This is a genomic window from Microcystis sp. M31BS1 (assembly GCF_020245285.1).
Taxonomy (GTDB): domain Bacteria; phylum Cyanobacteriota; class Cyanobacteriia; order Cyanobacteriales; family Microcystaceae; genus Microcystis; species Microcystis panniformis.
The window spans coordinates 1-21479 of the sequence record NZ_JADBVE010000062.1 but is presented as its reverse complement, the minus strand read 5'-3'; the positions used below and the strand labels follow the sequence as shown (position 1 = coordinate 21479).

General features: G+C 41.3%; 16 protein-coding genes, 2 pseudogenes and 1 CRISPR repeat array. Of the genes and pseudogenes, 14 read left to right on the top strand and 4 right to left on the bottom strand.

What is annotated here, in order from left to right:
* Nucleotides 1-162: 162 nt before the first annotated feature.
* From IM509_RS03305 to cas2, 13 genes are all read left to right on the top strand, one after another.
* The gene (locus IM509_RS03305) at nucleotides 163-423 is read left to right on the top strand and encodes a hypothetical protein (protein ID WP_185237892.1); all 261 of its coding nucleotides are present in this window, start codon (nucleotides 163-165) and stop codon (nucleotides 421-423) included.
* Between the two features lie 499 nt (nucleotides 424-922).
* Nucleotides 923-1342: a type VII toxin-antitoxin system MntA family adenylyltransferase antitoxin gene (gene mntA / locus IM509_RS03300; protein ID WP_185237891.1), complete on the top strand. Its 420-nt coding sequence runs from the start codon at nucleotides 923-925 to the stop codon at nucleotides 1340-1342.
* A gap of 41 nt (nucleotides 1343-1383) precedes the next feature.
* On the top strand, nucleotides 1384-1782 hold the full coding sequence (gene hepT, locus IM509_RS03295) for a type VII toxin-antitoxin system HepT family RNase toxin (protein WP_002791882.1): 399 nt from the start codon (nucleotides 1384-1386) through the stop codon (nucleotides 1780-1782).
* Nucleotides 1775-2233 (top strand): type VII toxin-antitoxin system MntA family adenylyltransferase antitoxin, encoded by a 459-nt coding sequence (gene mntA, locus IM509_RS03290; RefSeq protein ID WP_185237890.1) that lies wholly within the window; start codon nucleotides 1775-1777, stop codon nucleotides 2231-2233. The genes hepT (IM509_RS03295) and mntA (IM509_RS03290) overlap by 8 nt, the downstream gene beginning before the upstream one ends.
* A 3-nt stretch (nucleotides 2234-2236) precedes the next feature.
* Nucleotides 2237-2671, top strand: coding sequence for a type VII toxin-antitoxin system HepT family RNase toxin (gene hepT / locus IM509_RS03285; protein ID WP_002778659.1), 435 nt, complete (start codon nucleotides 2237-2239; stop codon nucleotides 2669-2671).
* On the top strand, nucleotides 2664-6116 hold the full coding sequence (gene cas10d / locus IM509_RS03280) for a type I-D CRISPR-associated protein Cas10d/Csc3 (protein ID WP_185237889.1): 3453 nt from the start codon (nucleotides 2664-2666) through the stop codon (nucleotides 6114-6116). The genes hepT (IM509_RS03285) and cas10d overlap by 8 nt, the downstream gene beginning before the upstream one ends.
* Before the next feature lie 52 nt (nucleotides 6117-6168).
* The gene (cas7d, locus tag IM509_RS03275; RefSeq protein WP_185237888.1) at nucleotides 6169-7191 is read left to right on the top strand and encodes a type I-D CRISPR-associated protein Cas7/Csc2; all 1023 of its coding nucleotides are present in this window, start codon (nucleotides 6169-6171) and stop codon (nucleotides 7189-7191) included.
* Between the two features lie 55 nt (nucleotides 7192-7246).
* Nucleotides 7247-7921, top strand: a complete 675-nt coding sequence (cas5d, locus tag IM509_RS03270; RefSeq protein ID WP_185237887.1) for a type I-D CRISPR-associated protein Cas5/Csc1 — start codon at nucleotides 7247-7249, stop codon at nucleotides 7919-7921.
* A 9-nt stretch (nucleotides 7922-7930) separates the two neighbouring features.
* The gene (locus IM509_RS03265; protein ID WP_185237886.1) at nucleotides 7931-8497 is read left to right on the top strand and encodes a Uma2 family endonuclease; all 567 of its coding nucleotides are present in this window, start codon (nucleotides 7931-7933) and stop codon (nucleotides 8495-8497) included.
* 126 nt (nucleotides 8498-8623) lie between these two features.
* Nucleotides 8624-9457 carry a CRISPR-associated endoribonuclease Cas6 gene (cas6, locus tag IM509_RS03260; protein ID WP_185237885.1) on the top strand — a complete coding sequence of 278 codons (834 nt, stop codon included), beginning with the start codon at nucleotides 8624-8626 and terminating at the stop codon, nucleotides 9455-9457.
* Nucleotides 9458-9459: 2 nt separating this feature from the next.
* Nucleotides 9460-10053 carry a CRISPR-associated protein Cas4 gene (cas4, locus tag IM509_RS03255; protein ID WP_185237884.1) on the top strand — a complete coding sequence of 198 codons (594 nt, stop codon included), beginning with the start codon at nucleotides 9460-9462 and terminating at the stop codon, nucleotides 10051-10053.
* Between the two features lie 5 nt (nucleotides 10054-10058).
* Nucleotides 10059-11063 carry a type I-D CRISPR-associated endonuclease Cas1d gene (cas1d, locus tag IM509_RS03250; protein ID WP_052277826.1) on the top strand — a complete coding sequence of 335 codons (1005 nt, stop codon included), beginning with the start codon at nucleotides 10059-10061 and terminating at the stop codon, nucleotides 11061-11063.
* Nucleotides 11064-11075: 12 nt separating this feature from the next.
* A complete protein-coding gene (gene cas2 / locus IM509_RS03245) occupies nucleotides 11076-11348 on the top strand; it encodes a CRISPR-associated endonuclease Cas2 (protein WP_002742874.1) in 273 nt (90 codons plus the stop codon).
* A 233-nt stretch (nucleotides 11349-11581) separates the two neighbouring features.
* Nucleotides 11582-18218: direct repeats of the CRISPR family, unit length 37 nt; unit sequence GTTCCAATTAATCTTAAACCCTATTAGGGATTGAAAC.
* A gap of 298 nt (nucleotides 18219-18516) precedes the next feature.
* Here cas2 and IM509_RS03240 read toward each other — a convergent pair.
* The 4 genes and pseudogenes from IM509_RS03240 to IM509_RS03225 form a co-directional block, all read right to left on the bottom strand.
* Nucleotides 18517-18789, bottom strand: a complete 273-nt coding sequence (locus IM509_RS03240) for a lipopolysaccharide assembly protein LapA domain-containing protein (RefSeq protein ID WP_002788612.1) — start codon at nucleotides 18787-18789, stop codon at nucleotides 18517-18519.
* Between the two features lie 69 nt (nucleotides 18790-18858).
* A pseudogene (locus IM509_RS24300) lies at nucleotides 18859-19113 on the bottom strand (IS4 family transposase); the annotation flags it as partial.
* 39 nt (nucleotides 19114-19152) lie between these two features.
* Nucleotides 19153-19302, bottom strand: a pseudogene (locus IM509_RS03230) (IS4/Tn5 family transposase DNA-binding protein); the annotation flags it as partial.
* A 235-nt stretch (nucleotides 19303-19537) separates the two neighbouring features.
* On the bottom strand, nucleotides 19538-20467 hold the full coding sequence (locus tag IM509_RS03225) for an NAD(P)H-dependent glycerol-3-phosphate dehydrogenase (RefSeq protein WP_185237883.1): 930 nt from the start codon (nucleotides 20465-20467) through the stop codon (nucleotides 19538-19540).
* Nucleotides 20468-20886: 419 nt separating this feature from the next.
* On the opposite strand from IM509_RS03225, the gene IM509_RS03220 reads away from it, so the two are divergent.
* Nucleotides 20887-21318, top strand: a complete 432-nt coding sequence (locus IM509_RS03220) for an NUDIX domain-containing protein (RefSeq protein ID WP_002804545.1) — start codon at nucleotides 20887-20889, stop codon at nucleotides 21316-21318.
* The last annotated feature ends 161 nt before the right edge of the window (nucleotides 21319-21479 follow it).

Below are 21479 nucleotides of genomic sequence, written 5' to 3'. Positions count from 1 at the left end.
AATACCTAATAAGCATTATTACTCATCGCCTTCGAGGACTGAGAGAGCGACTTTCCTACAGACTAAGTGTACCAAAATCTGGTTTCGGTTTTTAGATGGTCTTTCTATACTCAATTAGTAATTGAGCTATAATCGATGGGTAAGTAACGTGAGGAATCACCCATGCAACCCACGGAAAAAAGCCATCCACCGATTACATCTGAAGCAACAACAGAATTATCCGAACTTGTGTACTATTTATCTCGCCTTCTATCTTTGCTAGAGCGTCGAGTCAATCACCTTGAACGTCGCGAGGAGAAGAATCAGGGCGAAATAAGCGATTTATGGGAATCAGTCAATGTATTACTCCATCGTTTGCCGTATTTAGAGGATCGTAATGCTGATTTAGAATGTCAAGTCAGTTTTTTTAATCCAGAGGATTAGATAAAATGCAAATTATAGACGATTTCACTTTATCGGCAGTTTTTTCCTGTAAAGCTCGGTAAATGGGTGATTTAGTTACCCGCATCGTACAAAGCTATTAGCTATAACCCTTACAGGACGTGGAAACATAGAGAAATGACCAACATAGATAATAATTCCCCTTCTACACGAGATAAACGAGCGTATATCAGCAATCTCGACCCAGAAAAGCGAGATTGTCTTGAATCTTACGAGCGCGGGGAATAGGTTTCCGATTGGACTCCAGAACGTCTAAAAGAGTTGCAATTCTACATCCTTACAGGATGAACCCAAATCGCTAGAGTGAATCCGAGATCAGCTATCAAACAAGAGATGAGGGAGTCAAAGTGTACGGACACTTTTTCTGGTATTTAGTTGCTCTTTGCTTCCTCCGCGTTTGATAATAGACATAGACAGACGCTAGGGACATCGATCGATATATCCATCGGATTCTTGCCATTTTTTTTGATAGGGGCTAAATATGAATAGGCTAGTAGAAAAAATTACGGCTATTGTCGAAAAACTACCGAATTTAAAACTATTAATTCTCTTTGGTTCCAGAGCGCGTGGAGAGCATAAACCTGATAGCGATTGGGATTTCGCTGTTTTATACGAGGAAAGAAGTGATCAAAAGGATATTTCGAGTCTGTTGAAAATTTATACACTACTCGAACAAGCTTTAGAGATTCCCGAGGACAAAATTGATGTGATTGATTTAAAAGAATGTTCGCCGATCCTCGCTCATTATGTCGCACGGGATGGTCAACTTCTATACGAACGGGAAACGGGACTATTCGAGGTATTTAAAGAAAAATTTCTCATGAATCCTGAAGAATCGAAAGCGTTATACCGTCAATTACGGAATAATCTAGAGATTTCTCTACGAGAAAAAGGAGTGTAAATGCTATTCAACCTCTGATTGCGATAGACGAATTAAACCTCATGAATCAATACCTCGCCGAACTTAGCGAGTACGGTTCGATCACCTTAGAGGATTATCGTACATTAAGAGAACGTCAATTAGCCATAGAAAGGTTAATTCAGCTTATCGTTCAAACTGGCATCGATATCAATTACCAGATTTTAAAATGTTTAGATATCGAGTCTCCGAATAATGCTCGCGACGCATTATTTCAAATCGTAGAACTGGGAATCTTAGAAGAACACCTAGCCGTTCAACTGGCCGAGTCTATTAAATTAAGAAACTTACTCGTACACCTATACAAGAAAATTGATCCCGATATCGTTCATTCCTCGATCGCTAATATTTTACGAGATTATCCTCGCTACCAACGCTCGATCGTTCAATATCTAGATTCCTTGGAGGCAGAAAATGGTTAAAAATACGAAAGAATTGAAAATTATCAATACAATCAATAGAATAACCACGACTGTGGAAAAAATACCGAATTTAAAACTATTAATTCTCTTCGGTTCTAGAGCGCGTGGAGAGCATAGACTTGATAGCGATTGGGATTTGGCAATTTCATACGATGAAACAAACAGACAAACACATATTAAGGAAATCAGTAATGATTACTTAACTTCTCTCTCTATCTTGAGTGAATTGTTTGAGATAAACCGTGATTCGATCGATCTAATTGAACTCGATCGCTGTTCTCCATTAATGAAGTATCAAGTCGCACGAGATGGAAAACTTATCTATGAAAAAAATACGGGAGACTTTTTAAAATTTCGTGTACGCGCTTGGAAAGAGTACGCCGATACCGCTAAATTCCGAAAGATTCAAAAAGACAGTATCGATCTTTGGCTCAAACAATGGGGGGTTTAAACGATGGAAAGAGAGATAGTCACCGTTAGAATTCGTTTAATGATCAAATATCTTAATCGATTACGGGGGTTCGAGAGCGTTACTCTATCAGAGTATTTGGACAATTTTGACTATCAACTTATGGTTGAGAGATTGATAGAATTATTGGTAGAGTCATCTTCCGATATTAATAGCTATCTTCTTTTACAATTACATAACGTAACTCCCGCTACCTATTACGATTCTTTTATAGAAGCTGGTAAAAATGGTTTAACTACCAGAGAACTAGCCGGGGAGTTGGCGAAATCATCAGGAATGCGAAATCGTTTAGTGCATCAATACGAGGCGATCGATAATGAACTTGTTTTTAAGGCGATTCCGATCGCTTTATCTCAATTTCCGCTTTATCTCAAACAAATTACCGACTATTTAGACTCTCTAGAGGTGAAAGATGCCTAAAAAACAAAAAAAATTAGAGGAAACGGGACAGTTAAATCTATTCGATAACACTACAGAAATTGACGATGAAGATCTAGATTTTGAGTTCGAGGATATTGATTTAGAATCTCTTTCTGGCGAAGATATAGGAATTAGCGAATCGGTAAGCGATCGCCGAGTCGAAACCGTTCGCCAACTGCTAACCCTAAAACTCCTACGGGAGGCGATTCGAGCGGAAAACCCCGACGATCGAGTTATGGCAGATTTTGCCGAAATGGTATTACCCAATTTACTCCGATTAGCGATCGGTGTCACGGCAAAAGGAGGAAATTTCTTCGAGAAAATCGATCGCCGTCGGGAATTAGAGGGAAAAAGCAAAGTTCGACGGGATAATGCAGGAGATCAATCTCTCAATACTCATTTACTTAATGGATTATTTCCCGCTAATCTCATCGAAAAACGACTAGAAAAACTCAATACTACCGTTCGACGGGTAGTAAAGGAATTCGAGCGCAGGTTGGCGATCGCTGGGTTTATTCTCCACGATTTCGAGAAATTCCGCTACTCGCTTTTTCCCGCGATGCCGGCGAAATATATCGAGATTAACGAGGACTTCGATCGAGATATCCGCAAACTATCACGAGAGGAACATCGAGAGATTTTTCAAGTATTGGTTCCCGAATTAGGATTAGATCGCTTTTTATTTTCCGATCAACCAGAAAAATGGACTGAATATCTTGATGATTTGATATATATCGCTAAAAATGCCCAGCGTCGGAATGATACCGATCGAAATACCTCTGAAGATGGGTTAAATACTCGCTTAAACAATAGCGCTCTCGAAAGTTTAACCGATCTTGCCTGTCTAGCCGATCGCTTGGCTTCCATTATTAAACACCCCCACGATGCGGAAAAAGCCTCGTTACAAGACCTTTTATACAGCCTCAGCTATGGGGAACTAAAATTTACTTACCACAGTATCGCCGAAAACCGCGGGGTACTAACGAACGTACTGAATAACGCGGTGATGGAAGCACATCAAGAACTAGACTATCAGCCTTTACTTTACCTGCCTACGGGAGTTGTCTATATCGCCCCCAAAAACGCGCCAGAAGTGTCCCTAGAAACCTTACCGAATCGAGTGGTGGACACCATTAAATCCCTCTGTAGCGGCGAATTACAGCGTAAACAAACGGGATTCGGTAGAGATGGCAAAGGGATGAAATACGCAGATTACTACAGCCAATTTTTCGACGATGCTGGGTTAATGCGCGCTGCCCTCAACGCCACCCTTCGCATCCTCGGTGATAATAAAGCGTCCGTGGCCCGAAGTCGCGGCGAAAACCTGATTAAATTTCAACAACAGGGCGTTTTACCGACGGATTACGATTTTCATTGTGAAGATGATATCCGCATCGATCGCCTAGCGGAATTCGGGGACGTGGTGACGCGGAAAATCTGGGGCGATCGCCTGGAAAAAATCGAACAGGCGCGAAAATTGCAGAAAAACTTACCCGCACCGCCGGATTTAGATTTAATTAGGGAGATCGCGCATTATTGGAATCTAGAAAATTATCTGCCACAAATTCGAGCGATCAAGCGTATTAATGAATCGTTAAAAGAACTCAAACTGAAAGGCAATACGGGAGGGGTTCCCTACGAATGGTATTATCTAGCGGCGCAATACCTGAAACAGCATCCCGGAATCGAGGATATTAGACCGGTTGCAGAAGATTTAATCGCTTTTCTCGCCGCAAAAATCGCCGCCATAGTTGCGGGATATAACTTACCCGATGGTTGGGAGGATTTGCGAGAGTGGGTTAATCAAGTGGTGCAGTTACCCGGTCGGGAATTGGCCCACTCGATCGAAATCTTCCAGAAAGAATTAAACCACTACAACGCCGCTAAAAAACAAGGTCGCGGCCGTCAACTTCTCTGTTCGATCTCCCATTCTCCCTATAGTGTCAGCGAACAGATGGAATCGGCGGTTCTTTTCACTCCCCAAGTCTATACTAATAAACAAATGCTGGCAGGCTCGAACGCCAAACGAAACATTTCCAGTATCGCGGGAACGGAAATGATGTTGCGTCAGATTCTTATGAATCAAACCCAAGCGGTAGGAAAACGTTTCGAGGAGGGCAAATATCGCTATCTGTACTTTTACCCGACCTATTATTTTACTCCCGAAACCAATAGTTTTTTACAAAAAGCCTACGCTAACATCGCTCAAACTCGTTTTGATAGCTCAATAAAGTTGCACTTTGTTGATAAGAATCTGGTCGCTAACTTCGATCGAACCCGTTATCAGAGTGTTGATAGTTTCCTGATCGATGAAAAATTAAGGCAGAAAAAGGAAACAATTAACGAGGAGGAAGATGGCAAAAAAGACCGCACTTTTAAACTATCCTATCCCGAAGATAAACCCCTAACCTTTTATTTTATGGCCCTACCTCCGGGCCGCGATCCCACCGATACGGAATCCTGGGTTATGCCGGCATGGTTAGGATTAGCTTTCCCGATGATTCTAGATGTCAAAACGGTGGTTTCTGAGTCTCCTATTCCTCCCTATCGCGACGGTGCGGAATTTGAAGAGACGGTATTTCTCGACAGTGCGCCCCAAGCGATCCGGTCCTTAACTCGACGCGATCGATTCCGTCTCGATCGAGTCTTGAACCCATGGCAAGATAATGACGGAAAAAAATATTCCGCCCCCTTAAATACCCTAACCGCAGCCTATTCTATTCATTTGGACGTAAACTCGAAGCAGGGTAAGACGGGTTATGATCCCAATTGGGGCAAATTAACGGAACTCGCTATCAATTTAGAAACCAGTCCTCTCTATGTTTTTCATTACCTTAAACAGTGGAAACGGGGCAAAGATGCCGATATACCGAGCGCTAATCGAATCGCTCTGTATCTCTACGATTTTTATCCTTGTTTCGATCCCTATGTACAAGCTAACCGAACCAATTTAACTATCGATATGACAGCAGAATCGCCCTTAAATCACCCTAAAAACTTAACCGAATTGTATCGTCAATTCTATCGAGCTAAATCTAGTAAAGGAAAACCAATTAAAGCCAATGCTATTCTTAAACCCATTGATGAAGCGGCGGACATTATTCTTAAAGCGGATAATGCTATAAGCGATGATTTGACTTCTTTGGTAGCGGCACGATTATTTAAACTAATGGATCGAGTACGCTCTCAAACAGCAGAAGGTCGATACGTTATCAAAGAGCGAGATCAAGAGCGAGAAAAAATCTTGGATTTTGCTAAATACTTTGTCAAAAATGTTTTCGAGGAGTCTTTTGAAAGTGATCGAGCCAGATTAGCAGGTCGTCAGCTAAATATTATCCGGGATACCTGCGAATTTCTCTATCGTTTAGAAATGGATAAAGAACGTCGCCAAAGACAAGTTCAACCTCTCGATACTTCAAATTCTTCTTCCGAGGAGGAAGAGTAAAAGCTTTAACTGTTATCCAAATGTCCACTTTTTCTATATTAGGAGCAAACTTATGACTTTTCTTAAATCTGTTGACGCTAAATTCTTTCATAGCGAGATTCCCTACAAACCGATGGGAAAATATGTTCACTTTTTGACGATTCGAGTCACAGAATCTTATCCTTTATTTCAAACAGATGGAGAGCTAAATAAAGCTCGTGTTCGTGCGGGAATTGATAGCAAAAAAACGATTAGTCGTTTATCGATGTTTAAACGAAAACAGTCAACTCCAGAACGTTTAGTCGGTCGAGAATTACTTCGTAAATACAATATTGTAACTGCGGAAGAGTGCGAGTACAATGTTTCTTTTGGAATGAATAACCCCGATTGTATTATTTACGGTTTTGCGGTTGATAAGTCGGGAACGTCTGGATCTGGGTCAGAAAAATCTAAGGTTATTGTTGATACTGCATTTTCAATAACTCCTTTTGATCGATCTCATGAAAGTTTTACCCTCAATGCTCCTTACGAAAGTGGTACTATGGTATCTAAAGGTGAAGTCGGAACTAAAAAAGGAGAAGTAACCAGTAGTATTAATCAACAGGATCATATCCTTCCGCAGGTGTTTTTCCCTAGTATTGTCACGCTCAAAGATCCGACAGAAGCGGGTTTTCTCTATGTTTTTAATAACATCCTGCGTACCCGTCACTACGGCGCACAAACCACCCGGACGGGACGGGTAAGAAATGAGCTTATCGGTGTTATTTTTGCCGATGGGGAAATTGTTAGTAATTTGCGCTGGACACAGGCAATATATGATCGCCTTCCCGATGAAGTATTACACTCGATCGATCCCTTAGACGAGGATTTAGTTATGGAAAAAGCCACCGAAGCAATACAAGCATTAATGGCGGAAGAATTTATCGTTCATACCGATTTTGTCGGGGAAAATTTTCAACCTTTATTAACTGAAGTGAAAACTCTCACAGGTACGGAAGCAGGAATTTTATCGCTCTTAAACCAAGCGGATAAAGAAGCGAAAGACTACGCTAAGAAACATATCGCCGAGAAAAAGCCAGCCGCTAAAAAACCGTAAATTTCAGTAGGGTGAGTAATTTCTCACCCTAGATCCTCGCAATTTTTAAAGAGTTATGGTACATATTTATTCCTGTCAATTAGAACTGCACGATAGTCTTTATTACGCAACCCGTGAAATCGGCAGACTCTACGAAACCGAACCCGTAATTCATAATTACGCGCTCTGTTATGCTTTGGGATTGGTAAATAGCGATAGTTATCGTTACTTCTGTTCCGAACAGATTCCCCAGTACCAAGAACATTTAAATCCTCTTAACGAAGAGAAAATTTATGTCACTCCCGCACGGGCGATCGTTCATACGGCGGTTCTCAATACTTGGAAATATGCCAATAATAACTATCATGTGGAGATGGAAAAAACCCAGAAAAATATTCCCAGTTTTGGCAGGGCAAAAGAAATCGCTCCCGAAAGTGTTTTTGAATGTTTTATCATTTCCCATCACCCCCTACAACTTCCTAAATGGATTCGTTTGGGAAAATGGATGAGTAAAGCGGAAGTAAAACTGACAGAACTTTCCCTATCAAAACAAAAAGAGGATTTATTTATCTATCCCTATCCTTTAAATCCTCTCGATGTTATGTTTACCCATCAGGTGATTGGCTACGATGTGATCAATATGCCTCCCGTTAGTTTGATTCGTAATCTGAGAATGCGCGGGGAATATTACCAAATAAGCGATCGCCCCGATCTGAAAATTCCCGCTCGATTGTCCTATCGCTTCGGTTGAAAATTGACTATGACTCTTATCTCTTCTAAACCCCTGACTTTACCCGAATTTTTCTCCCTAACCGCTCCCGATGGCGATATTACCTATGAATTAGTCGATGGAGAAGCTATCCCGAAAATGTCACCGAAATTCTTTCATTCTCGTTTAACTGGTGCTTTATTTCTCGTACTCGATCGCTGGAATCAAGGACGGGGAGAAGTGGGAATCGAATGGGCAATTATTCTCAGCAAAAACGATCGAGATTGGTGTCCCGTTCCCGATCTTCTCTACATTTCCCCGGAAAGGTTAGGAGATATTCCTCTCACCGATGAAGCTTGTCCTGTTCCCCCGGAATTAGTCATCGAAATTATCTCTCCTGAACAATCCTTCAGCAGCCTGAGCGAAAAAGCCGTGGACTACCTAAAAGCGGGAGTCAGTCGCGTCTGGATCGTCGATCCCCGGGCCAAACAGATCACGATTTTCTATCCCGATGCACCCCCGGCGATTAAAAAAGGCGATGACGAGATTAGCGATATTCTCCTCCCCGATTTAACCCTAACCCCCAGACAAATTTTTGCCAAGGCCCGATTAAGTTAAGTAGGCAGGCGTTAAAAATCATCAGATCCCCCCTTATTAAGGGGGGATCGACACCCCCCTTATCAAGGGGGGCAGGGGGGATCGAAGCTAAAGTCCATTTTTAATTTAATTATAACCAGCTACTTAATGCCCTACAGTCTCGTTCTCAATCTCACCCCTCGATCGCCGATCTATCCGAATTTTCTCACCGGACGACACCTTCATGCGCTATTCCTTACCCTTGTCAGTAGTGTCGATCAGGAATTAGGGAACATTCTACACGCAGCCGAGGCGGATAAAGCCTTCACCTTATCGCCACTACAGATGCAATCCGGGGGAAAAACGATAAATTCCCCGCAGTGGCGACACGAACGGGAGATCGCCCCCGCAACTCCCTGCTGGTGGCGGATTTCTCTGCTAGATGACCGATTATTCGGTAAATTAACTTCGCTCTGGTTGAATCTCAATCCAAAACAACCCTGGCATCTCGGTTCCGCCGATCTGGTTATCACTAGCGTCCTCGCCACCCCGCAATCGGTTCAACCCTGGGCGAACTCTTGTACTTATCAATACCTGTATGAAAACGCCTCGGAAACGAATCGGGAATTTGATTTCCTTTTCGCCACCCCCGTCACCTTCCGGCAGGGAAAATTCGATAGTGCCTTACCGACGCGGGAACTGGTGTTTAATAGCCTTCTCAATCGTTGGAATCGCTATAGCGGTATCCCCTTCGATTCCATCGCCCTAGACTCGATTTTTCCCAGTTTCTTCGATATTCAAACGAAATTAGCCGACGAAGCCTATAAAAACCAGTCGTTCGGTTGTGTGGGTGAGATTCACTATCGTCTTTTGGGAGAGGTGGAACCCGCAAAGATTAAAGCGATTAATGTACTGGCGGATTTTGCCCTCTATGCGGGAGTGGGACGGAAAACCACCATGGGAATGGGGATGACTCGCAGAATTTCTAAGGATAAAAGATAGCTATGGATGAATCTGATTACATACCGATCGCCGCTCTCAACCATTACGCCTACTGTCCCCACCGTTGTTGGAGAATGTTCGTCGCCGGGGAATTTCTCGATAATAGCTACACGATCGAAGGAACAAATTTACACCAACGAGTTCACACCGTCGGGGCGGGAAACCGCGAGGAAATATGGCAAATTCGGGCGATATGGCTTAAATCAGACAATTACCGTCTCATCGGTAAAGCCGATCTGATCGAGTCCCAGGATGGCGAATTTATCCCCGTGGAATACAAACGGGGCAGTAAAGGCGAATGGGATAACGACGAGTTGCAGGTGTGCGCTCAAGCTCTGTGTTTGGAAGAAATGACTGGAAAAAGGCTAGATACCGGCTATATCTACTATGCCAGTTCTCACCAGCGTCAACCGGTGGCGATCGATCTTGCTTTACGGCAACGGGCGATCGCTACGATCCGAGCAGTTGAAACCCTGATCCAGACGGGAAAAATGCCCCCGGCGGTCTATTCACCCCGCTGCAAGGGATGCAGTTTGTTCGATCGCTGCTTGCCCCGATTAACCGAAAAAGTCCAACGATATCGAGAGGAAGACTAAAAAATATGGGAACGGTATATGTGACAAGAGAAGACGCATTTCTCGGCAAAAATGACGAGCGTTTAACGGTTAAAGCATCCAAAGAAACGATCCTCGATGTACCTCTATTGAACGTGGAAGGAGTGGTGATTTTCGGACGGGGTTCAGTTTCTCCCGCATTGGTGATCGAATTGTTGGAACGTCATATTCCGCTCAGTTTCGTCACATCCACCGGACGCTATCTCGGTAGATTGGAACCGGAGATGACCAAAAATATTTTCGTTCGTCGAGCGCAATGGCAGGCCGCCGGCGATTCCCCGAAAGCCATTCATTTAGTTCGGGGATTCGTCCGCGGCAAGCTGAAGAATTACCGCAACATTCTACTCCGTCGTCAACGCGATCGAAAGGAGTTGGATTTACAAACGGCGATCGCTTGTTTGGAAGCAGCGATCGGCTCGATCGCAACAACCTCGGCGATCGATTCTCTCCGGGGGTTAGAAGGAGCCGGAAGCGCAGCCTATTTCAGTTGTTTTGATTCCTTAATTCTCGGTGATACTTTTACCTTTACCTCGCGTAACCGTCGCCCCCCGCGAGATCCAGTCAATTCTCTTTTGAGTCTGGGTTATGCGTTATTGCGCCATGACGTGCAGAGTGCGATCAATTTGGTCGGTTTTGACCCCTATCTCGGTTATCTTCACTATCAACGCTATGGTCGCCCCTCGCTGGCACTGGATCTGATGGAGGAATTTAGAGCGATCGTCGTTGATGCCGTGGTTCTCAATGGGGTCAATCACCCTTATCTTACCCCCGAACATTTCACCACCGAACCCTTAAGTGGTGCGGTTTCCTTGACGAGAGAAGGTTTACAGATTTTCCTGCGCTTGTACGAACAGAAGAAACAATCGAAGTTTAAGCATCCAGTAATGGGTAAACAGTGTACTTATCAAGAAGCTTTCGAGATTCAGGCCCGACTAATGGCGAAATATCTCATGGACGAGACGGATAAGTATCCACCTTTGATTTTAAAGTAGGTAGAGGCGATCATGTATTTTGTTGTCAGTTACGATATTTCCGACGATAAGCGACGAACCAAAATTCACAATACGTTAAAGTCCTACGGCCAACGGGTGCAGTATAGTGTTTTTGAGTGCGATCTAACCGATACCCAGTACGCTAAGCTGCGCGGGCGCTTGAGTAAGTTGATCAAACCCGATACCGATAGCATCCGCTTTTATTTTCTCTGCGCCTGTTGTCGGGGTAAAGTGGAACGTATCGGTGGTGAGTTACCCCGGGATAATACGATTTTTTTTGTTTAGCTCGGTTGCGCTTCCGGGTAGCTGTAAAAATCCTTAACTATTATCTGGTGGCTGAAAAGCTTATGCAATATAGATTCGAGATGATTTTCCTTTCTAACGCGGGGCGCACCTTATCCCGTAGGGTTTTGCGGGGTCTTGAAGAACTGGGTCACTTGCTGTACAATAGATTTATTGCGGGTGCGGCGCATACGAACCTTGAAAACCCCATAGCGTATAGCTTTTACCACTGGGCGGTTCCAATTAATCTTAAACCCTATTAGGGATTGAAACTTTTTAAGGCTGCCGTGACATTATTTCTGATGTGCCACGTTCCAATTAATCTTAAACCCTATTAGGGATTGAAACACACATTGGGGATATGAAAACTAGGCGACTAGTTCCAATTAATCTTAAACCCTATTAGGGATTGAAACTCTGCTGCTAAGGTTTGTGAGAATGATTTAGCCAAGGTTCCAATTAATCTTAAACCCTATTAGGGATTGAAACAGGGATTTTACTAAAATCTTTTTTGTGCGATTGATTGTTCCAATTAATCTTAAACCCTATTAGGGATTGAAACCTGCCCCGGCTGCTCCTAAATCAGAGATCGATCTAGGTTCCAATTAATCTTAAACCCTATTAGGGATTGAAACGATTACTACTTTTAACTGATCTTTGGTCATCTCCCCTGTTCCAATTAATCTTAAACCCTATTAGGGATTGAAACGTTTACCGTTGTCACCGGTGTAACCCGCACTGGTTCCAATTAATCTTAAACCCTATTAGGGATTGAAACAGAAAAATTAATATTGGATTTTTTCAAGATTTAGAGTTCCAATTAATCTTAAACCCTATTAGGGATTGAAACACCGGTGTAACCCGCACTGTATAAGGGGTGTGGCGTTCCAATTAATCTTAAACCCTATTAGGGATTGAAACAAACCATTTACCACCCAAAACCTTAAAAAACTGGGATTTGTTCCAATTAATCTTAAACCCTATTAGGGATTGAAACCTAGTAATCACTTTATTTAAAGCCTCGAAACAAGGTTCCAATTAATCTTAAACCCTATTAGGGATTGAAACTTTATTTCGTGTAGTTTTAGGCATTTTATTTGGGGTTCCAATTAATCTTAAACCCTATTAGGGATTGAAACGTCACCGTTGTCACCGTTGCCGTTGTTTTTAGCCTGGTTCCAATTAATCTTAAACCCTATTAGGGATTGAAACAAGAATTTTGCGATTTGCCATTACCAAGCGAGGCCGTTCCAATTAATCTTAAACCCTATTAGGGATTGAAACCGACGTACCGATTCGATTTAGAAAAAATTAACCAAGTTCCAATTAATCTTAAACCCTATTAGGGATTGAAACGGAATTAAAGAAGAAAAATAATATAAAATCCATTCTGTTCCAATTAATCTTAAACCCTATTAGGGATTGAAACATTTTCCTCTGAAAAATAGCTCCCATATTGTTTGGTTCCAATTAATCTTAAACCCTATTAGGGATTGAAACACATTAATCACTTTTCCAGTAAAAAAAGAAGGATAGTTCCAATTAATCTTAAACCCTATTAGGGATTGAAACCATTCAACAGATTGTATTCTAGATTTTTGATCTGAGGTTCCAATTAATCTTAAACCCTATTAGGGATTGAAACCCAACAGAAGATAGAACGCGCTCGTGCTTTATATGTTCCAATTAATCTTAAACCCTATTAGGGATTGAAACTTATGCGAATCCAAATAGCGGAAATGGTAAAGCCAGTTCCAATTAATCTTAAACCCTATTAGGGATTGAAACAATCTTTTAGTAGTGGATGCTTTTGAAGATTCGATCGTTCCAATTAATCTTAAACCCTATTAGGGATTGAAACAACATCCTGGGCATGATACTTCTTTGGTACAACAGGTTCCAATTAATCTTAAACCCTATTAGGGATTGAAACAAAGGATCAAAAGGCGGCACAGTACCACTATTCCGTTCCAATTAATCTTAAACCCTATTAGGGATTGAAACAGTTTAGGGGGTGGGTATGCCAATTAGAAGCGATTGTTCCAATTAATCTTAAACCCTATTAGGGATTGAAACACTATGTGGCGGGGGAATTAGGGAAGTTGGTAGGACAGGTTCCAATTAATCTTAAACCCTATTAGGGATTGAAACTTTTGAAGCAATTCCAGAAGCACTTCAAGCAGTTGTTCCAATTAATCTTAAACCCTATTAGGGATTGAAACTGGCTTGAGTTCCTTCATCTTTCCTATAAGCAACGGTTCCAATTAATCTTAAACCCTATTAGGGATTGAAACTTACCCAACCAGACTGCCGAATCTGCTCCTGTAAAGTTCCAATTAATCTTAAACCCTATTAGGGATTGAAACTTACAGGCGATCGTTGATGATGCTACTAGCGATCGTTCCAATTAATCTTAAACCCTATTAGGGATTGAAACCTTGGTGGTGCCAGTGCTGGATATTTGCTTTAGGTAGCCGTGTTCCAATTAATCTTAAACCCTATTAGGGATTGAAACGGTTAAAGCCTCCATAAGCTACGGTGCAAGTCCGTGTTCCAATTAATCTTAAACCCTATTAGGGATTGAAACCCTAGGTTTGACAGGGACAGGTTCCAGGCAAATAAATTGTTCCAATTAATCTTAAACCCTATTAGGGATTGAAACTTTGACGATTAAATAACCAGAATCCCGATAATAGTAAGCGTTCCAATTAATCTTAAACCCTATTAGGGATTGAAACAGGTGTTTTATGCTCCGGAGCGCACGCCACCGGCGTGTTCCAATTAATCTTAAACCCTATTAGGGATTGAAACCAGCTTATTTCAACTAGAGAAGAATCAGATGTTGGGTTCCAATTAATCTTAAACCCTATTAGGGATTGAAACCAGAAAATTTGCACTCAGGAGGGAATAAGCCGAGAGTTCCAATTAATCTTAAACCCTATTAGGGATTGAAACTCACCGGAACATTTGCGGCTGATAGAAAAATTTAATGTTCCAATTAATCTTAAACCCTATTAGGGATTGAAACATATACCCCTTTATTTGCCCTATCCCACTGCCTCGGTTCCAATTAATCTTAAACCCTATTAGGGATTGAAACGAGGATTACTCGCAAAATCGGCTTTCGCAGAAAAAGTTCCAATTAATCTTAAACCCTATTAGGGATTGAAACGCAAATGTTCTGGTGAAACCATAGTATTACCTAAGGTTCCAATTAATCTTAAACCCTATTAGGGATTGAAACAACCTCAACAGCCCAATCAGCCCAATCAGCCTCGTTCCAATTAATCTTAAACCCTATTAGGGATTGAAACGCGCCTATCAATACGGCTACTTTTGGCAGCCAGAAGTTCCAATTAATCTTAAACCCTATTAGGGATTGAAACCACATAAAAGTAATCGTAAGTACCACCACCTACGAAGTTCCAATTAATCTTAAACCCTATTAGGGATTGAAACAAGCATAAATCTGACAAAAAAAGACGCTATCAAGGTTCCAATTAATCTTAAACCCTATTAGGGATTGAAACTCAAAAATTTAAGCATGACAAAAACGACTCGACGGTTCCAATTAATCTTAAACCCTATTAGGGATTGAAACCGGGATGAGGAAATTAGGAGGCTGGTAGCCGAGGGTTCCAATTAATCTTAAACCCTATTAGGGATTGAAACAATATTTATCCTTTTCTTCGCAGGCAAGTGGGGATTTTTGTTCCAATTAATCTTAAACCCTATTAGGGATTGAAACGATTCCGATCGAGATTGTGGAGTTTGCGGATCAAGAGTTCCAATTAATCTTAAACCCTATTAGGGATTGAAACTGACTTCTTCGAGAAGCTTGCTTCTTTCCTCGATAAGGTTCCAATTAATCTTAAACCCTATTAGGGATTGAAACGGCGCATCTCATCTGGAAGCAAGCGCGCCCCCATCGTTCCAATTAATCTTAAACCCTATTAGGGATTGAAACAACTTCCAGACGATGGAAGCTTATTTTACGGGATTGTTCCAATTAATCTTAAACCCTATTAGGGATTGAAACCAGGCCTCGGCAGGAGCCACCCTAGAACGACAATTGTTCCAATTAATCTTAAACCCTATTAGGGATTGAAACCCTGAAGCGACCACTACGACCCCCGGTCGAGTGGCTGTTCCAATTAATCTTAAACCCTATTAGGGATTGAAACGCGTCAACCGCCGCAATCGCCGCGATTGTCAACTCGGTTCCAATTAATCTTAAACCCTATTAGGGATTGAAACCCCTTTAATAATTGTTTGAGTTTTTGTCATAAAGTTCCAATTAATCTTAAACCCTATTAGGGATTGAAACAAAGAGTACAAAGATTTAGTCGATGCTTTTTCTGAGTTCCAATTAATCTTAAACCCTATTAGGGATTGAAACCTGATAATCCCAATTGTCCCCCTCCTAAAATTCGCGTTCCAATTAATCTTAAACCCTATTAGGGATTGAAACCTTGAGGACCGCGAATTCCATCTTTTCCATCTTTTCCCGTTCCAATTAATCTTAAACCCTATTAGGGATTGAAACATTACTAGGTAGTGACACTTAAATTCCTTACTGGTTCCAATTAATCTTAAACCCTATTAGGGATTGAAACTTCGCTATCTCTCATGGGGTGCAATCTGTGGATAGGTTCCAATTAATCTTAAACCCTATTAGGGATTGAAACTGAATTGGATCATTTTACTGCCAAAACATATCACGTTCCAATTAATCTTAAACCCTATTAGGGATTGAAACTTCCCTCTCAATGGGGGATACTGCGATCGGCTTGTTCCAATTAATCTTAAACCCTATTAGGGATTGAAACTACGCTCCCCCACTAATCAGGCCGCCCCTTCCCCCGTTCCAATTAATCTTAAACCCTATTAGGGATTGAAACCATTGCATTGGCACAGCATGGCCGCACTTGGTTGAATCTTTATCACAAGTTCCAATTAATCTTAAACCCTATTAGGGATTGAAACCATTGCATTGATACACCACTATTATCCCAACACCAGTTCCAATTAATCTTAAACCCTATTAGGGATTGAAACTCAAGAAAAAATCTCATTAGATTGAGGCCTAATGAGAGTTCCAATTAATCTTAAACCCTATTAGGGATTGAAACTATCTGATGATGTTCTGGATGAGATTGTATTAGATTGTTCCAATTAATCTTAAACCCTATTAGGGATTGAAACTGTTTCCAATTGTGAGCATAGCCTTTATAGACCAAAGTTCCAATTAATCTTAAACCCTATTAGGGATTGAAACAACACCTTAATGGGACGCGCCCGGAATAGGATTAAAGTTCCAATTAATCTTAAACCCTATTAGGGATTGAAACAATGGATTAGATTAGATTATCTGCTGGCAAGCATTTGCCCTATGGTTCCAATTAATCTTAAACCCTATTAGGGATTGAAACGTCGAGCGTTGTCGCCGTTGTAAACCGCTCTGGGAGTTCCAATTAATCTTAAACCCTATTAGGGATTGAAACGCTCTCCTAATGCACCTTCATCTTATGCCAGATAGTTCCAATTAATCTTAAACCCTATTAGGGATTGAAACCAAAACGCGGATTAGATACGGAAGATCGGATCGAGTTCCAATTAATCTTAAACCCTATTAGGGATTGAAACGTATTAGTTTCATCTACAATTTTAATTGGAATATCGTTCCAATTAATCTTAAACCCTATTAGGGATTGAAACGGGGAGATTCATAGAGAATCGATGACTAAAAACTTCATGTTCCAATTAATCTTAAACCCTATTAGGGATTGAAACAGGTGTAGGAGAATTAGCCGTTAAAGAACCAGAAAGTTCCAATTAATCTTAAACCCTATTAGGGATTGAAACGTTGCTCAAAGCTTAGATAGTTGGTATGCAGAACAGCGATGTTCCAATTAATCTTAAACCCTATTAGGGATTGAAACACAGTTCGAGTATGCGTATCATGGAACAAAATAAGGTTCCAATTAATCTTAAACCCTATTAGGGATTGAAACGGACTAGAGAGATTTGTGACTATCTTCTATTGATGGTTCCAATTAATCTTAAACCCTATTAGGGATTGAAACGATCAATCCTTCCGCTTTTCTGAAAGATGCCACCGGTTCCAATTAATCTTAAACCCTATTAGGGATTGAAACTTCCATTGAAGGAAATATTCCGATAATGCACACCGGTTCCAATTAATCTTAAACCCTATTAGGGATTGAAACATAATGGTTTTATTCCTAATTTAATTAATCTGTCACGTTCCAATTAATCTTAAACCCTATTAGGGATTGAAACTCTACCCCTTCGGGATGGACGGCACAGACGAAGTGTTCCAATTAATCTTAAACCCTAATGGGGATTGAAACAACGTGCTATAATAAAAGAGCGAAAACCAATAGGAGGTTCCAATTAATCTTAAACCCTAATAGGGATTGAAACAATTGCATGATTTCTTCTAAAGTTAAATAGCCTTGTTCCAATTAATCTTAAACCCTACTAGGGATTGAAACACCACTCAACTACTGCGAGATGCTTTAATTGCTTGTTCCAATTAATCTTAAACCCTACTAGGGATTGAAACTGAAAAAGCAACGGGAAGGGTGATTTTTAATCTTGTTCCAATTAATCTTAAACCCTATTAGGGATTGAAACTCTTGATCAAGAAAATATTTTTTATTTTCTTTGAAGTTCCAATTAATCTTAAACCCTATTAGGGATTGAAACTGGTGGAAACCCATTATCTATAGGAATATCTGGTGTTCCAATTAATCTTAAACCCTATTAGGGATTGAAACTCGGAATTGTAAACAAGGATGCTATTCATCCAAGTTCCAATTAATCTTAAACCCTATTAGGGATTGAAGTGAAGGGAATTTCTGAAATGGAATTCAGTCTGTCTATATTTGACTATACTTTTACTAACTAGGGCTTGCTGAATAATGGTAAAACCCTTTGAAAATAAGGCTTTTGACCTGTTAAAATCCGATGTTCATGCTGCGAAAATCGGATTGGGACCCTCAAAAACCTTGCATTATCCTTCTTATAGTATATAAGTTGGTACGAAAAGAGAGGGCAACAAAGCCTGAAACGACCGGCTACTGACGACCGACGACCGGCTACTGACTCCTAACCCCACCAACAAACTTTTTGCCGCAAACCCTATCTAAAAATCAAACTCGTCTAACCCCGGTTGTGGGGGAGGAAAGCGACTGCGAGGAGATTTTTTCGACTTTCTCAAAAAAGCGGGGATAAATGCGGCCATAAAAAATCCAATTCCCAAAGAAAAAGCCAATAAAACACCGATAGGTACTTTAATTGACTCAAATTGTAGAAACTTTAAAGAAACTGGTTGGATATTTTGAATAGCAAAAACTGCCATGGTCATAATCCAGCCGCCGACAATAGCACTAGCTAAAAAATTACTAATTGTATTCATGCTTGTCCTCGCCATGTTTGTGGGAGATTTTTTCAGGTTTTGTAGGCTAATTTCGCAGTTAGCTCCCTATTAATACCATTTTTCTTTATTCATGGTCTTCCTATCCATTAGTCGCATCTTTCTTAACATAAAATTTGACAACAAGAGAAAAGTGGGCAAGATTGCCCAAGGGGGTTCTATGGGGGGACTAATTTGATCAGATAGTTTCCAAGTCTCGCTGATATCATGTTACCTTCCCAGTCCTAACCAAATAGTTTTAACACTAGGTTCACCGTCGCCTTTTCTACCTAAAAAAACCCCAAGAGAAGCAATCATTCTCACCGCTGAAGGTTGAAAATAGGGTGAATTCCCAAAATCAGATGTGGCACTGACGGCGGCTAGATTTGCCGAGGAATGTCGTACTCTTGTACTAAGTTGCCTAGCCAAGTTTTCCACGATACTGATTAACCTTTTCTTTCTTCTCGTGTCCCCTAGGTCTGCATACTGTAATTCTTGGGCTGCCCATTTCTCCATTTTTTTGCTCACCTCCACCTTGATTCCTTCTTTCAAAACTATACCTATCAATCGGTTCCCCTTTTTTTAAGTTTCTTCTCTTTTTGTTAAGAAAGATCTGACTAATGGATTAGGAAGGGGGGTGAGGGCAATTAACTATCTCTGCCATTATTTTTGAAAAATGGTATGACTTGGCATCATCTCCCCACTCCCCAACCCCCCACTGATTACTGATCACTGAAAAATCTCTTGTCTCTCAATCAAATTCTGCTTTTAAATCCCGACGCATCAATTCATAAACGGCAACTTGGGGAGAAATTTCCCCGCGCAAAAGACGATCAACTTGGCAGGTAATCGGTACATATAAATTTTTTTCTTGGGCAATTCTCATCAAAACTTCTGTGGTATTTATTCCCTCGGCAGTTCCCTCTAACTTCCCTAAAATCTCAGGCAAAGATAAACCTAAAGCTAATTGATAACCCACTTGATAATTGCGGGATAAAGTACTATTACAGGTAGCTAATAAATCCCCTAAACCCGATAAACCGAAGAAAGTTTCTTGACAACCTCCTAGACAAGTTCCCACCCGAACTATTTCCGGTAAAGCGCGAGTTAACAGGGCAGATTTGGCATTAGTACCTAACTGTAAACCATCACAAACCCCAGAAGCGATCGCCATGACATTTTTTAAAGTGCCACCTAACTCAGTCCCCAAGGGATCGCTATTAAGATAAACCCGAAAAGATTCCCCAGATAATAATTTTTGTAACAATATTGCTGCTTTTTGCAGATAACTTGCTACCACCGTCGCAGCGGGTAAACCTTGATTAATTTCTTTAGCTAAATTGGGACCGGAAAGAACCACAAGGGGATTAGCGGGAAAAGCTTGATTCCAAAGATGAAAGGGGGTACGAGTGGTGATCGGATCTAATCCTTTAGTGGCGGTGACGATAATTGTGGAAGAATTTAATTGTAATTGCTGTAATTGTTCGATCGTGGGAACAACTCCTTTAATCGAAACGGCCGAAATAATTACGTCAGTATCTGCTATAATAGCCCCTAAATCTTCCCCACTATGACGCGACCAAACCCTAACAGCTAAGTGATTACGTCTAGCCAAATTAGCGAGAGTTTGTCCCCAAATTCCCCCACCTATCACCGTAATTTTCTTGGCATTTTCTAACAACTTTTATTCTCCTCCTTATTATTGTGCATCGATCGCCCTCCCGATTCGATTTCAAGGTTATGAGTCTTAAATGAAATTATTCACCGATTACTGATAAGTAGGTAGGTGTTAAAAGTTGTCAGACACCCCCCTTATCAAGCTGTCCTTTAGTCACATCTTTCTTAACATTTCAAACCTTTGTCGCACATGGCTTTCAAGACTCAGTTAACAATCTGTAATATTCCTTGTTGACACCCTTACTGACAAAGAAAAAACTGAAATCAAGTCAGGATAAGGGTTGGGGTGCTTACTGAAAAAATTGTTAAGAAAGATCCCCATAATGGATAGCTTATTAAGGGGGGCAGGGGGGATCAGAGGCAAAATCTATCTTCAATTTAATTATAACTACTTACTTAACTGTTCACTGTTCACTGAAAAAAATGACAAACTATCGCAATCCTGCCCCCACTGTTGATATTATCATCGAACTGATCGACTCGCCCCACCGTCCGATCGTACTAATTGAGAGAAAAAATCCGCCCTTTGGCTGGGCAATTCCGGGGGGATTCGTGGACTACGGCGAATCGGTGGAAACGGCGGCCATTCGGGAAGCTTACGAGGAAATCAGCTTGCAGGTGCAGTTAATCGAGCAATTTCACGTCTATTCCGATCCTAACCGCGATCCGCGTCAACACACCATTAGTATCGTTTTTATCGCCACGGCAAAAGGAAAACCGATCGCTGCCGATGATGCCAAAAAAGTGGGGATTTTTCATCTCTGGGAATTCCCCCAACCTTTATGCTTTGATCACGATCGCATTCTCAATGATTATCGTCGTTATCGGGATTATAAAATTCGTCCCACACATTAGACCCCAACTTAAGTAGCTGGTTTCAAGGGGTGACAAGGCGACTAAAAGGCTTGCTGGATAAGGCGCATAGCCGTTAGACCCCTAGAAAAATCGGGGTGTTTTCCTGGCTTGAGGCGGATCAAAGAAAAGGCGAGTTCCGAGTACGCGTCCATCGACTCGAT

What these genes read in the sequence shown, in the direction of transcription:
- cas1d (WP_052277826.1), top strand. Translation starts at nt 10,059, where the DNA reads ATGGGAACGGTATATGTGACAAGAGAAGACGCATTTCTCGGCAAAAAT.
- cas2 (WP_002742874.1), top strand. Translation starts at nt 11,076, where the DNA reads ATGTATTTTGTTGTCAGTTACGATATTTCCGACGATAAGCGACGAACC.
- hepT (WP_002778659.1), top strand. Translation starts at nt 2,237, where the DNA reads ATGGAAAGAGAGATAGTCACCGTTAGAATTCGTTTAATGATCAAATAT.
- IM509_RS03240 (WP_002788612.1), bottom strand. Translation starts at nt 18,789, where the DNA reads ATGAATACAATTAGTAATTTTTTAGCTAGTGCTATTGTCGGCGGCTGG.
- cas4 (WP_185237884.1), top strand. Translation starts at nt 9,460, where the DNA reads ATGGATGAATCTGATTACATACCGATCGCCGCTCTCAACCATTACGCC.
- hepT (WP_002791882.1), top strand. Translation starts at nt 1,384, where the DNA reads ATGAATCAATACCTCGCCGAACTTAGCGAGTACGGTTCGATCACCTTA.
- cas6 (WP_185237885.1), top strand. Translation starts at nt 8,624, where the DNA reads ATGCCCTACAGTCTCGTTCTCAATCTCACCCCTCGATCGCCGATCTAT.
- mntA (WP_185237891.1), top strand. Translation starts at nt 923, where the DNA reads ATGAATAGGCTAGTAGAAAAAATTACGGCTATTGTCGAAAAACTACCG.
- cas7d (WP_185237888.1), top strand. Translation starts at nt 6,169, where the DNA reads ATGACTTTTCTTAAATCTGTTGACGCTAAATTCTTTCATAGCGAGATT.
- IM509_RS03220 (WP_002804545.1), top strand. Translation starts at nt 20,887, where the DNA reads ATGACAAACTATCGCAATCCTGCCCCCACTGTTGATATTATCATCGAA.
- IM509_RS03305 (WP_185237892.1), top strand. Translation starts at nt 163, where the DNA reads ATGCAACCCACGGAAAAAAGCCATCCACCGATTACATCTGAAGCAACA.
- cas10d (WP_185237889.1), top strand. Translation starts at nt 2,664, where the DNA reads ATGCCTAAAAAACAAAAAAAATTAGAGGAAACGGGACAGTTAAATCTA.
- cas5d (WP_185237887.1), top strand. Translation starts at nt 7,247, where the DNA reads ATGGTACATATTTATTCCTGTCAATTAGAACTGCACGATAGTCTTTAT.
- mntA (WP_185237890.1), top strand. Translation starts at nt 1,775, where the DNA reads ATGGTTAAAAATACGAAAGAATTGAAAATTATCAATACAATCAATAGA.
- IM509_RS03265 (WP_185237886.1), top strand. Translation starts at nt 7,931, where the DNA reads ATGACTCTTATCTCTTCTAAACCCCTGACTTTACCCGAATTTTTCTCC.